We start from the raw sequence: 12,516 nt of genomic DNA, 5'->3' as shown, positions 1-12,516 counted from the left end.
ATCATGCCCAGGGCGTCGACCGCGGCGACCTCCCAGCCCTCGCCGAGTGCCTCGCCCAGCGCCGGCGCCAGGCGCTCGGCCTGGGCGCGGATCTCCGCCGCCGGGCGGCTGAGCAGGCGCAGGGTGGTCAGGCGTTCGGCGAGGCGGTCCGGATCGCGGTACAGGCCGAGCACCGCCTCGAGGGCGGCGAGGGTCAGCTTGTCGACGCGCAGGGCGCGCTTGAGCGGGTTCTTCTTGATCCGCCCGATCAGTTCTCGGTTGCCGAGGATCAGCCCGGCCTGGGGCCCGCCGAGCAATTTGTCGCCGCTGAAGGTAACGATGTCGGCGCCGTCGGCCAGGGCTTCCTGCACCGTCGGTTCCTTGGGCAAGCCCCAGCGGGTCAGGTCCACCAGGGTGCCGCTGCCGAGGTCTTCCAGCAGCGGCAGGCCGTGGCCATGGGCGATGGACGCCAGTTGCGCGGTGGGCACGCTGGCGGTGAAGCCCTGGACGCTGTAGTTGCTGGTATGCACGCGCATCAGCAGGCCGCTGCGCGGGCCGATGGCGGCTTCGTAGTCCCTGGCGTGGGTGCGGTTGGTGGTGCCCACCTCATGCAAGCGCACGCCGGCGCGGGCCATGATGTCGGGAATGCGGAAGGCGCCGCCGATCTCGATCAGCTCGCCGCGCGAGATGATCCCTTCCTTGCGCGCCCCCAGGCTGTTCAGCGCCAGCAGCACCGCCGCCGCGTTGTTGTTGACCACGGTGACCGCCTCGGCGCCGGTGAGTTCGCGGATCAGCCCGGCGATCAGGTCGTCGCGGTCGCCGCGCTTGCCGCTGGCCAGGTCGAACTCCAGGTTCAGCGGGTAGCGCGCGGCCAGGGTGATCGCCTCGATGGCTTCGTCCGGCAGCAGGGCGCGGCCGAGGTTGGTATGCAACACCGTGCCGGTCAGGTTGAACACCCGCCGTACGCGGCTGGCATGCTGCGCGGCGAGGCGTTCGCCGGCGCGCCCGGCGAGCACTGCCTCGCTCAGTTCGATCTCGGCGAGGGCACCGCGTCGGGCCGGCTCGCGCAGTTCGTCGAGCAGGTCGCGGAGGGTCGCCAGCAACGCCTCGCGGCCGTAGCGCTGGTGCAGGGGAGCGGCCGCCGCGCTGCGCAGCAGGCGGTCGACCGAAGGCAAGCGAACGGAACTCATGGAGAAACCTTATCCACAGGGTAGGGTCACCGACACGCCCATCATAGACGCGTCGGCGCATGCCCGCAGCGTCTTCGGCTATTCGCCGCCGGGGGCCAGCAACAGGTTCGGCGAACGCCGCAGGTAGCCGTCCTCGGCCAGGCGCATGTCCAGCGCCAGGCTGGCCAGGTCATCGGCAAGGGCATCGGCGTGGCGGTCGAACTCCAGGTAGAACTGCTTCAGGTAGCCCTGGCAACTGGGGCAGGTCTCGGCGCGCAGCACGGCCTTTTCCGCCGGCTGCCCGTCATGCTCCAGGGACAGGTAGGTCAGGTGCTTGCTTTCCTCGCAGTGGCTGCACTTGATTCGCACGTAGTGCCATTCGCAGGCGCACAGCGAGCAGCTCAGGTAGCGCAGACCGGTTTCCTTGCCGCCCTGGCGGATCATCCCGGCCATCGGCGGCGAGCCGCAGGCGGGGCACAAGGTCCGGCTCTCGGTCTCGACCACCGCGCCCTCCTCCAGTCCCAGCAGCCAATGGCTCCAGGCTACTTGCAGGGCGGCGCCGAGGAACGGCACCAGGGCCGCCGGCAGGAGGTCGAACTGACCGCTGAGCAAGGCGATGGCCCAGGCCTTGCGCTGGCCTTCGTCGGCTTCGCGCAATTGTTCGAGTGCCGCGCCGACGGCGGCGTTGGCCGGTGCCGGGTAGCCCGCGAGCAGGGCATCCAGCCAGGGCAGCCAGGCGCCTTCGCGCACCAGCAGGTCGTAGGCCAGCGGCGGCATGCCGTGCTCGCGGCTCTTGCGCAGGCGCTCGGGGTCGAGCGGGGCCAGCGCCGGCGGGTTGTCCAGCAGCGCCTGCTGGAGCCGGCAGAGACCGGCGACCAGGCGCAGGTAGTCGCCCATCGGGTGCCCCTCGGCCAGTTGCAGCAGGCGCTCGCCGCGGAGGGCGAACAGGTCGCGCGACGGCTGGTGCAGGTGCGGGGGAATGTTGGCGGCGGCTTCGATCTGCCCCGGCTGAAGAATGGTGCGTGACACGGGAACTCCTCGGGTCTGCGCCGGCGGGCCGGTGGGCCGCGCCGCAACGATCGGGCGCCCGGAGGGGCGCGGAATGAATGCAAAGGCCCCATCGCTGGGGCCTCCGGTCGGGCGATGGCGACACTATACGAGTCAGTGCTCCTCGCCCTTGCCGACTTCCTTCAGCCAGCCGTTATGGTGCTTGCGCGCCCAGGCGCGGCTGACCTTGCCGTAGAGCATCGCGCCCATCGAGCCCTTGACCCAGATGCCGGCGTAGATGTGCACGATGATGCTGGCGATCAGGACGAAGGCGGCGAAAGCGTGCAGGAGCGCCGACAGGCGGATCGCCTCGATGCCGAACCAGGCACTGAAGTACTGGCGCCAGATCACGATGCCGGTGACCAGCAGGGTCAGCATGCTCAGCAGCAGCACCCAGAACAGCAGCTTCTGCCCGGCGTTGTAGCGGCCGACTTCCGGGAGGTTCTCCTCGCGGTTGCTGACCACGTCGCGCCACTGCTTGAGCCACTGGATATCGCTCTTCTGCACCCGGTTGTGGTGAGCGAAGCGCACCACCAGGCCGAGGAAGAAGACGAACATCGCCAGCCCCAGGAAGGGGTGCAGGATACGCGTCCAGGGACCGCCGCCGAACAGGTTGGTCAGCCAGAACAGCGCCGGGTGGAACAGCGCCAGCCCGGACAGCCCGGCCATGAAGAACAGGATCGCCACGGCCCAGTGGTTGCTGCGCTCGTTGGCGTTGTAGCGCTGGATTTCATTTTTCATTTCCGACTCCTCGAGAGCGCCGCCGCTGCCGCCGGGTCGCGGAGGACCGGCGGCAACGCCCGCGCGCAGGCTCAACGACGCTCGTGCGGGTCAAAGGTGTGTACCGACGGATCGACCTGGTGCACCGGTGCCTCGGCTTGCCCGTGGTCTTCCTCGTCGTCCGCGCGGTTGGGACCGACGCGCACGTAGTGGAAGAACCCGGCGAGCACCGTGGCGCCCATGGCCAGCAGCGCCAGCGGCTTGGTCACGCCCTTCCACAGGCTGACCAGCGGGCTGACGCTCGGCTGTTCGGCCAGGCCGGCATAGAGCGACGGCTTGTCGGCGTGGTGCAGCACGTACATCACGTGGGTGCCGCCCACCCCTTCGGGGTCGTACAGGCCGGCGTTCTCGTAACCGCGGCTCTTCAGGTCGACGATGCGTTCGGCGGCGTGTTCCTTCATGTCCTCCTTGCTGCCGAAGACGATGGCGCCGGTCGGGCAGGTCTTCACGCAGGCCGGCTCCATGCCCACCGAGACGCGGTCGGAACACAGGCTGCACTTGTAGGCCTTGTGGTCCTTCTGCGAGATCCGTGGGATGTCGAACGGGCAACCGGTGATGCAATAGCCACAACCGATGCACTTGTCCTGGTTGAAGTCGACGATGCCGTTGGCGTATTTCACGATCGCCCCCGGGCTCGGGCAGGCCTTCAGGCAGCCCGGCTCGGCGCAGTGCATGCAGCCGTCCTTGCGGATCAGCCACTCGAGGTTGCCGGCCTCGTTCTCGTACTCGGTGAAACGCATCACCGTCCACGAGTCGGCCGTCAGGTCCATGGGGTTGTCGTAGGTGCCGTGGTTGTGGCCGACCTCGTCGCGCAGCTCGTTCCATTCCGAGCAGGCGACCTGGCAGGCCTTGCAACCGATGCACTTGGACACGTCGATCAGTTTCGCCACTTCCTCCTGGTTCCGCACCGAGGGCATCGGCGTGGTGGTCGCGGAGCGGGCGTGGATGTCCTGACTACTCATGTTTCACCTCACGCCTTTTCCACGTTGACCAGGAACGACTTGAACTCCGGCGTCTGGGTATTCCCGTCGCCCACGAAGGGGGTCAGGGTGTTGGCCAGGAAGCCGTTGCGCGCCATGCCGGCGAAGCCCCAGTGGATCGGGATGCCGACGTGGTGCACGGTCTTGCCATCCACCTGCAGCGGGCGGATGCGCTTGGTCACCACCGCCACCGCCTTGATGTAGCCGCGGTTGGAGGAGACCTTGACCTTGTCGCCGGCATTGATGCCCAGCTCCTTGGCCAGCGCCTCGCCGATCTCGACGAACTGCTCGGGCTGGGTGATCGCATTCAGCCGGCAGTGCTTGGTCCAGTAGTGGAAGTGCTCGGTGAGCCGGTAGGTGGTCGCCGCGTAGGGGAACTCGTCGGCCGTGCCGAACAGTTCCATGTCGTTCTTGAACACCCGTGCCGCCGGGTTGCTGATCGCCTTGCGGTTGTCGCGGTGCAAGGGGTTCACCCCGATCGGCGTTTCGAACGGCTCGTAGTGCTCGGGGAACGGGCCTTCGGCCATCTTGTCGACGGCGAACAGGCGGGCCACCCCTTCGGGGTTCATGATGAACGGGTTCATCCCGGCTTCCGGCGGTACGTCGGCCTTGTAGTCGGGCACGTCGGTGCCGCCCCAGGACTTGCCGTTCCACCACACCAGGCGCTTTTTCTCCGGGTCCCACGGCTTGCCGCTGACGTCGGCCGAGGCGCGGTTGTAGAGAATCCGCCGGTTCGCCGGCCAGGCCCAGGCCCAGCCGAGGGTCTGGCCCATGCCGTAGGGGTCGCTGTTGTCGCGGCGGCCCATCTGGTTGCCCTGCTGGGTCCAGGAGCCGGCGAAGATCCAGCAGCCGCTCGCCGTGCTGCCGTCGTCGCGCAGCAGGGCGAAGCCCGGCAACTGCTCGCCGGCCTTGGCCAGGATCATGCCGTTGGCCGGGTCGACCAGGTCGCTCAGGGCCTTGCCGTTGAACTCCCGGGCCAGTTCGTCCGGGCCCGGTTCGTCGGGCTTGAGGTAGGACCAGTCGAGGCCGAGGATCGGGTCGGGGAAGGCCCCGCCGTCCTTGCGGTACATCTCGCGCAGGCGGTGGAACAGCCCGGCCATGATGGCGATGTCCGGACGCGCCTGGCCCGGCGGCTCGGCGCCCTTCCAGTGCCACTGCAACCAGCGGCCGCTGTTGACGATCGAGCCGTCTTCCTCGGCGAAGCAGGAGGTGGGCAGGCGGAACACCGTGGTCTTGATGCTGGCGGTGTCGACGTCGTTGTACTCGCCGACGTTGCGCCAGAACTCCGAGGTCTCGGTCACCAGCGGGTCCATCACCACCATCCACTTCAGGCGCGCCAGCGCGGCGCCGACCTTGGCCTTGTTGGGGAACGAGGCGATGGGGTTGAAGCCCTGGCAGAAGTAACCGTTGACCTTGCCCTGGTACATCATGTCGAAGTAGCGCAGCACGTCGTAGCCGGCGCCCGGCATGTCGAGCTTGGGCAGCCAGTCGTAGCACCAGTTGTTTTCCTTGGTCGCCGACTTGCCGAACCAGGCCTTCATCAGGCTGACGTGGAACTTGCCGTAGTTCTGCCAGTAGGACAGCTGTCCCGGGCGCAGCGGCTTGGCCGTGCGCTTGGCGATGTAGGCGTCGTAGTCCTGCTCGGCGTCCATCGCCAGGGTCAGGTAGCCCGGCAGCGAGTTGGACAGCAGGCCGAGGTCGGTCAGGCCCTGGATGTTGGAGTGGCCGCGCAGGGCGTTCATGCCGCCGCCGGGCATGCCGATGTTGCCCAGCAGCAGCTGGACCATCGCGCCGGTGCGGATCATCTGCGCGCCTACCGAGTGCTGGGTCCAGCCCAGGGCGTACATGATGGTCATGACCTTGCCCGGCTTGGAGGTCTCGGCGATTTCCGCCCAGACCTTGAGCATCATGTCCTTCGGCGTACCGCAGATGTTGCTCACCACGTCCGGGGTGTAGCGGCTGTAGTGCTGCTTGAGCAGGTTGAACACGCAGCGCGGGTGGGTCAGGGTCGGGTCGACCTTGGCATAGCCGTCCTCACCGATCTCGTAGCCCCAGGAGGACTTGTCCGGGTAGGTCCGCTTCTCGGCGTCGTAGCCGTTGAACAGGCCGTCCTCGAAGCTGAAGCCTTCCTTCACGATGAACGAGACATCGGTGTAGTTGCGCACGTATTCGTGCTGGATCTTGTCGTTTTCCAGCAGGTAGTTGATCAGGCCGCCGAGGAAGGCGATGTCGGTGCCGGTCCGGATCGGCGCGTAGTAGTCGGCGACCGAGGCGGAACGGGTGAAACGCGGATCGACCACCAGCAGCCGCGCCTTGTTGTGCGCCTTGGCTTCGGTGACCCATTTGAATCCGCACGGGTGGGCTTCGGCGGCGTTGCCGCCCATGATCAGCACCAGATCGGCATTCTTGATGTCGGTCCAGTGGTTGGTCATGGCTCCACGGCCAAACGTCGGGGCAAGACTTGCCACCGTCGGGCCGTGTCAGACACGCGCCTGGTTGTCGAATCCCAGGATGCCGAGGGAGCGCATCACCTTGTGGGTGATGTAGCCGGCCTCGTTGGACGAGGCGGACGCGGCGAGGAAGCCGGTGGTCAACCAGCGGTTGACGGTCTGGCCCTGCTCGTTCTTCTCGACGAAGTTGGCGTCGCGGTCTTCCTTCATCAGCTTGGCGATGCGCTCGAGGGCTTCGTCCCACTCGATGCGCTTCCACTCGCTGGAGCCGGCCTCGCGCACTTCCGGATACTTCAGGCGGTTCGGGCTGTGGATGTAGTCCAGCAGGCCGGCGCCTTTCGGGCAGAGGGTGCCGCGGTTGACCGGATGGTCGGCGTCGCCCTCGATATGGATGATGTTCTGCGCGACGTTCTTGGCGCCGTCGCCCTGGCTGTACATGATCAGGCCGCAACCGACCGAACAGTAGGTACAGGTGTTGCGGGTCTCGACCGTGTGCGCCAGCTTGAAGTGGCGGACCTGGTCGGCGAAGGCCTCCGTGGGGGCCATCCCGAGCGCCGCAAGGCTCGATCCTCCAAGGCCTATACCGCAGACCTTGAAGAATTGCCGACGGTTCATATCCATCGTGCATCTCCTGCATCAGGCAAAGGACACCCGGGACATGGCCGGATGTCTCTGGTTAAAAGATAGCCAGCCTGGCGAGGTACGCCAGCCGGGCATGGCTACGGGGCAGCGAACCCTACACGAACGCTGGGTTTTTCTGCCTTGACCGGAGTCATTACACGGCGGCGCAAACCTTGTCCAGCAAGGTGCGCGGAATCGGGACAGGTCCGAACGCCGCGAGGCGCGCGAACAGGAGGTGATATCCAGGTGCCATTAGACCAAAGACTAATGCCGGGTCGCCTAGGGCTGCGGCGACCCGGCGAGCGGATCAGAGTCCGACGTTCCTGAGGCGATTGGCATGCTGCCGATAGACCTGGGTCGGGTCGCTCTCGAACAGGCTGACCAGGCCGAGCAACTGGTTGACTTCGTCCAGATGGTCCATCCGGTAGTTGTCCTTCACCACGCTGCCCAGGTGGCTGGAGCATTGGCCGACCAGACCGTCGTTGGCCTCGCCGAACAGCAGCCCGGTCACCGCCAGGCCGGCGGAGCTCGGGTCGAGCGCATTGGTCAGGGAGCCGGTGCCGCTCATCGAGTAGTAGCGCACCCCGGCTACCGTCTCCGCGCCCTGGCCACAGGCGCTGGCCGGGATCGCCTGCGGGAAGCGCTGGTTGAACCGCGCGGTGCCGGGAGTGTTGAGACTGTTCAGGGCAGCCAGCGCGTCGCCCTTGACCCACTCGCCGCCGTCGACGATGTCGACCACCGAGAACAGCGCCTCCACCGCCGAGGCGATCACCTCGGTGCCGATCGGCCCGAGGAACTCGCTGAAGCCGGTCACCGCGTCGGCTACCGGCGTGCCCTTGTGCGGCGTGCCCATGGTGGTGACCGAGGCCACCAGTTGCGGCGCCACCCCGGCGACGTAGCGCACGGTCATGCCGCCCTGGCTGTGGCCGATCAGGTTGACTTTCTCCGCGCCGGTCAGGGCCAGGACTTCCTCCACCTGCGCCAGTAGCTGTTCGCCGCGCACCTCGTTGCTGTTCACCGGCGACTGCGAGGTGGCGAAGACCTTCGCGCCGTCCTTCTCCAGGGCCGGCACGATAGCGTGCCAGTAGTCCACCGGGCCGACGCTCTTGAAGCCGAACAGACCGTGGGACAGCACGATGGGATAGCGCGTGCGGGTGTAGTCGGTCGCAGCGTGCACGGGAAGGCTGGCGGCCAGCGCTACCAGCGCCGCCGCGAGGAACGTCTTGTTCTTGTTCATCGTCGAGACTCCGTTCGGATTGGACAGGCAGTTGGCAAGGCACGTGCTGGGCGGGCCGGAACCCCAGCCTGACAGCGCCGCCAAAGGCGTCGAGCCGTGCTTAAGTTGGGCTCCCGGCGCACGCCATTACCCCGGGTAACAGCGCCGCCGTTCCCATTCCGCCCGCCGCGCCGCAAGTGCTGTCGGAGAGCTTTCGACGCCTGTCACCCGGGGCCACAGCGGTGCAGCGCAGCGAGCACCTATCCGATCAGCCAGTCCGCCGGCTTGACCGAAATGCCTGGCGGTTCCGGCAAGCGGGCCGCATTCGGCGGCGGCGCAACTTCCTATGGTGAAGCGTCCCTGGCTACCGGAACCGCGCCATGCGCAACCCCTACCCGCCGCTCGCCGCCGCTCCCTATCCGCACCTGCTGGCCCCGCTGGACCTGGGCTTCACCCGTCTGCGCAACCGCGTGGTGATGGGTTCGATGCACACCGGGCTGGAGGATCGCCTGTGGGACTTCGGCAAGCTCGCTGCCTACTACCGCGAGCGCGCCCGGGGCGGCGTCGGGCTGATCGTCACCGGCGGCTTCGCGCCCTGCCGCGAAGGTTGGCTGCTGCCCTTCGGCAGCAGCCTCACCAGCGCCCTGGAGGTGCCCGCCCATCGTCGCCTGACCCAGGCGGTGCATGCCGAGGGCGGCAAGATCCTGCTGCAGATCCTCCACGCCGGGCGCTATGGCTACCACCCGATGGCGGTGTCCGCCTCGCCGTTGAAGTCGCCGATCAGTTGGTTCACCCCGCGCGAACTCTCCGAGCGTGGCATCCGCAAGACCATCCGCGCCTTCGTCCGTTGCGCGCGGCTGGCCAAGGCCGCCGCCTACGACGGCGTGGAAGTGATGGGCAGCGAAGGCTACCTGCTCAACCAGTTCCTCTGCCCGCGCACCAACCGCCGCGACGACCAGTGGGGCGGCCCGCTGGAAAACCGCATGCGCCTGGCGCTGGAGATCGTCCGCGGCATCCGGCGGATCGTCGGCGAACGCTTCATCCTCTGCTATCGCCTGTCGCTGCTCGACCTGGTCGAGGGCGGCAATACCTGGGACGAAGTACGGCGCATCGCCCTGGCCCTGGAGGAAGCCGGCATCACCCTGCTCAACACCGGCATCGGCTGGCACGAGTCGCGCGTGCCGACCATCGTCACCTCGGTGCCGCGCGCGGCCTTCGCCGAGGTCAGCGCACGGCTGCGCCACGAACTGAAGGTGCTGGTGATCGCCAGCAACCGGATCAACACCCCGGAGGTCGCCGAATCCCTGCTCGCCGCCGGCAAGGCCGACCTGGTATCGATGGCCCGGCCGTTGCTGGCCGACCCGCAGTTCGTGGCCAAGGCCGGTGCCGGCCGGGCCGAGGAGATCAACACCTGCATCGCCTGCAACCAGGCCTGCCTCGATCATGCCTTCGCCAACCGCCGCGCCACCTGCCTGGTCAACCCGCGGGCGGCCTTCGAGACCGAGTTGCGCTACCGCAAGGCGCGCACGCAGAAGCGCATCGCGGTGATCGGCGCCGGCCCCGCCGGGCTCTCCGCCGCCTGCGTGGCCGCCGAGCGCGGGCATCGGGTCAGCCTGTTCGAGGCGAGCGGGGAAATCGGCGGGCAGTTCAACCTGGCCAAGCGGATTCCCGGCAAGGAAGAGTTCCGCGAAACCCTGCGCTACTTCCGCGTGCGCCTGGAACGCCTCGGCGTCGACCTGCGCCTCGGCCACCGGGTGCGCCAGGGCGAGCTGGACGGTCAGTTCGACGACGTGGTGGTGGCCACCGGCATCCAGCCACGCCGGCCAAGGATCGACGGCATCGGCGGACCGACCGTACTCAGCTACGTGGACGTGCTGCGCGGCGCGCCGGTGGGCGCGCGGGTCGCCATCGTCGGCGCCGGCGGCATCGGCTTCGACGTCGCCGCCTTCCTCGTCGCCGCGCCCAGCGACGGCCAGCCGCGGGCGCTCGGCGAATGGCTCGCGGAATGGGGCGTGGACCTCGACAACAGCCAGCCCGGCGGCCTCCGCGAACCCGCTCCGACGCAGCCGGCGCGCCAGGTCTGGCTGCTCCAGCGCAAGCCCGGCGCCCCCGGCGCGCAGCTCGGCAAGACCAGCGGCTGGGTGCACCGCGCGCACCTCAGGCACAACGCCGTGCGCATGCTCGGCGGGGTGGAGTACCTGAAGATCGACGAACGCGGCTTGTTGATCCGCGTCGACGGCGAGGAACGCTGGCTGGAGGTGGACAACGTGGTGATCTGCGCCGGCCAGGAGCCGCTGCGCGAGTTGCAGATCAGCCAGGCGGCGGAAAGCCTGCGCTTCCACCTGATCGGCGGGGCGCGAGTGGCGGGGGAACTGGATGCCAAGCGGGCGATTCGCGAGGGGGCCATGCTGGCGGCACGCTTGTAGGGGGACAACGCCGCTGGCGGCATGGCGGCCGTAGGGCGAACAACCGCTCGCGATTACCCGCCGGGCGGAATCCGAGGGCGAGCGATGGGGCCTCGCGTTTTCCTCCTCCGCCCCCGCCTGGTGCATACTGTGCGACTCCCCGTACCACTCCGGCCCGTCCCTCGCCATGCGCGGGGCGCGCTCGCCGTCATCGTTCCAGGAGTCTTGCATGCCCACTCCCCCCTGGTGGCTGTTCGTCCTGCCCCTGCTCGCCGGCGCCTGCCTGCCGCTGCAGGCGGGGATCAACGGCCAGTTGGCCAAGCAGGTGTCCAGCGTCCTCGCCGCGGCACTGATCTCGTTCTTCGTCGGCACCCTCGGGTTGCTCGCCCTGACCCTCTCGCAGCGCGAGTTTCCCGGCCTGGCGGCATTGCGCGGGCTGAGCTGGTGGCACTGGTGCGGCGGTTTCCTCGGCATGTTCTTCATCTTCATCGCCGCCTTCGCCGCACCGCGCATCGGCGCGCTGATGTTCATGGTGCTGGTGCTCGCCGGCCAGTTGGGCATGGCCATGAGCCTCGACCACTTCGGTTGGGCCGGCTTCCGCGAGGCACCGATCAGCGCGCTGAAGCTGGGCGGGTTGGCACTGATCGGCGCCGGCATCTGGATGATCCGCAAGGGCTGAGTGCGTCTTGCCGCGGACGCGTCGGCCGGCCTATAGTCGGCCTCGGCGTTCTCCACGCCTCCCGTCCGCGGAAAGGGCAGCGCCCAGGCGATCCACCCCACGCATCGCGCATGCGACTCCAGGCCTGCTGGCGGACAAGGCTGCAGAGGAGATCGTATGTCCTTTTCCCGCACTCTCGGCGACGGCCGGATCAATCTCGAACAGCAACGCAAGCGCGCCAAGGTGCTGTTGCGCCAGTGGCGCCGCGACCCGGCCAGCCGTACAGGGCTTCCGGGGCAGGAGCCGCGCCTGGCCGACGCCCAGTGGCAGGTGGCGCGCGAGCTGGGCTTCGCCAGTTGGCCGCGACTCAAGGCGCATGTCGACGCCATCGCCTTCGCCAGCCGCCACCCCGATCTGGTCGGCGGCGATGAGGCCGCGACCCTGCACCTGCGCTGCGGCAACGACATCGCCCACGGCCTGAAGCTCGCCGGCTTTCGCGGCGACTTCCGGATGTTCGCCGACCCGCTGACCATGGGACCGGTGCCGAACCTGCCGTTGCCCGAGTTCCTCGCCCTGCGCAGCGACTACCTGAGCCGCGCCTTCGACCTCGACCCGGCCGACGCCCAGGCCCGCCAGCGCCAGGAATACGCCGGGCTCGAGCGGCTCGGCGAATACTCGCGGGTGGCGCTCTGGTGCGAGGCGGATGCCTACGACCAGTTGTTCCTGGTCCGGGTGCTGGCAGGAATGCAGACGCCGCCGGAGCATCTGGAACTGATCGAGATCGACCGCGTGCCAGGCGTCGAGCGCTTCGTCGGCATCGGCCAACTGGCGCCTGAGCTGCTCGCCTGGCTATGGACTCGGCGTCGCCCGCTGGACGCCGAAGCCCTGGCGCTGGCCCGCGCGGCCTGGGACGCCTACCGCGATCCGGCGCCACTGCGCTGGGCGCAACTGGCCGCCGCGCCAACCCCGGAGCTACCGTTGCTGGGGCCGGCGCTGCATCGGCAACTGCATGAACTGCCGGCCCTGCGCGACGGCCTGTCGCTGAGCGAACGGCTGACCCTGGAGATCGTCCGCGACGGCGAGCGGCCGAGCGCCGGCCAGGTCTTCGCCGAGCTGACCGCACGGCGCGAGCCGCTGCCCTATCTCGGCGACCTGATGTTCCGCGTCCTGCTCCGCGCGCTGCTGGAAGAGCCCGGTGCGCTGCTGCGCAC

At 68.4% G+C, this 12,516-nt stretch carries 9 protein-coding genes; 3 read left to right on the top strand and 6 right to left on the bottom strand.

Annotated elements, in window-relative coordinates; translation table 11 throughout:
- The 6 genes from selA to lipC form a co-directional block, all read right to left on the bottom strand.
- The coding region (selA, locus tag FFS27_RS18540; RefSeq protein WP_116804505.1) for an L-seryl-tRNA(Sec) selenium transferase at positions 1-1,169 on the bottom strand (1,169 nt) is incomplete at its 3' end.
- A 78-nt stretch (positions 1,170-1,247) separates the two neighbouring features.
- Positions 1,248-2,177 (bottom strand): formate dehydrogenase accessory protein FdhE, encoded by a 930-nt coding sequence (fdhE, locus tag FFS27_RS18535; RefSeq protein ID WP_023092653.1) that lies wholly within the window; start codon positions 2,175-2,177, stop codon positions 1,248-1,250.
- Between the two features lie 132 nt (positions 2,178-2,309).
- The gene (locus FFS27_RS18530) at positions 2,310-2,936 is read right to left on the bottom strand and encodes a formate dehydrogenase subunit gamma (protein ID WP_003095316.1); all 627 of its coding nucleotides are present in this window, start codon (positions 2,934-2,936) and stop codon (positions 2,310-2,312) included.
- 71 nt (positions 2,937-3,007) lie between these two features.
- On the bottom strand, positions 3,008-3,937 hold the full coding sequence (gene fdxH / locus FFS27_RS18525; protein WP_021263671.1) for a formate dehydrogenase subunit beta: 930 nt from the start codon (positions 3,935-3,937) through the stop codon (positions 3,008-3,010).
- Positions 3,938-3,945: 8 nt separating this feature from the next.
- Complete coding sequence (fdnG, locus tag FFS27_RS18520; protein WP_010895684.1) at positions 3,946-7,026, bottom strand: formate dehydrogenase-N subunit alpha; 3,081 nt, start codon at positions 7,024-7,026, stop codon at positions 3,946-3,948.
- 307 nt (positions 7,027-7,333) lie between these two features.
- Positions 7,334-8,263 carry a lipase LipC gene (gene lipC, locus FFS27_RS18515; RefSeq protein ID WP_003095318.1) on the bottom strand — a complete coding sequence of 310 codons (930 nt, stop codon included), beginning with the start codon at positions 8,261-8,263 and terminating at the stop codon, positions 7,334-7,336.
- A 359-nt stretch (positions 8,264-8,622) separates the two neighbouring features.
- On the opposite strand from lipC, the gene FFS27_RS18510 reads away from it, so the two are divergent.
- From FFS27_RS18510 to FFS27_RS18500, 3 genes are all read left to right on the top strand, one after another.
- Positions 8,623-10,668, top strand: a complete 2,046-nt coding sequence (locus tag FFS27_RS18510) for an NADPH-dependent 2,4-dienoyl-CoA reductase (RefSeq protein ID WP_023101610.1) — start codon at positions 8,623-8,625, stop codon at positions 10,666-10,668.
- Positions 10,669-10,876: 208 nt separating this feature from the next.
- Positions 10,877-11,326: a DMT family transporter gene (locus tag FFS27_RS18505; protein ID WP_003095321.1), complete on the top strand. Its 450-nt coding sequence runs from the start codon at positions 10,877-10,879 to the stop codon at positions 11,324-11,326.
- A gap of 156 nt (positions 11,327-11,482) precedes the next feature.
- The coding region (locus FFS27_RS18500) for a DUF1835 domain-containing protein (RefSeq protein ID WP_137952135.1) at positions 11,483-12,516 on the top strand (1,034 nt) is incomplete at its 3' end.

The organism is Pseudomonas sp. 2VD (assembly GCF_005503585.1).
Lineage (GTDB): Bacteria > Pseudomonadota > Gammaproteobacteria > Pseudomonadales > Pseudomonadaceae > Pseudomonas > Pseudomonas aeruginosa.
Note: the sequence above shows the minus strand (reverse complement) of the source record. Positions and strands in the feature narration are given on the sequence as shown.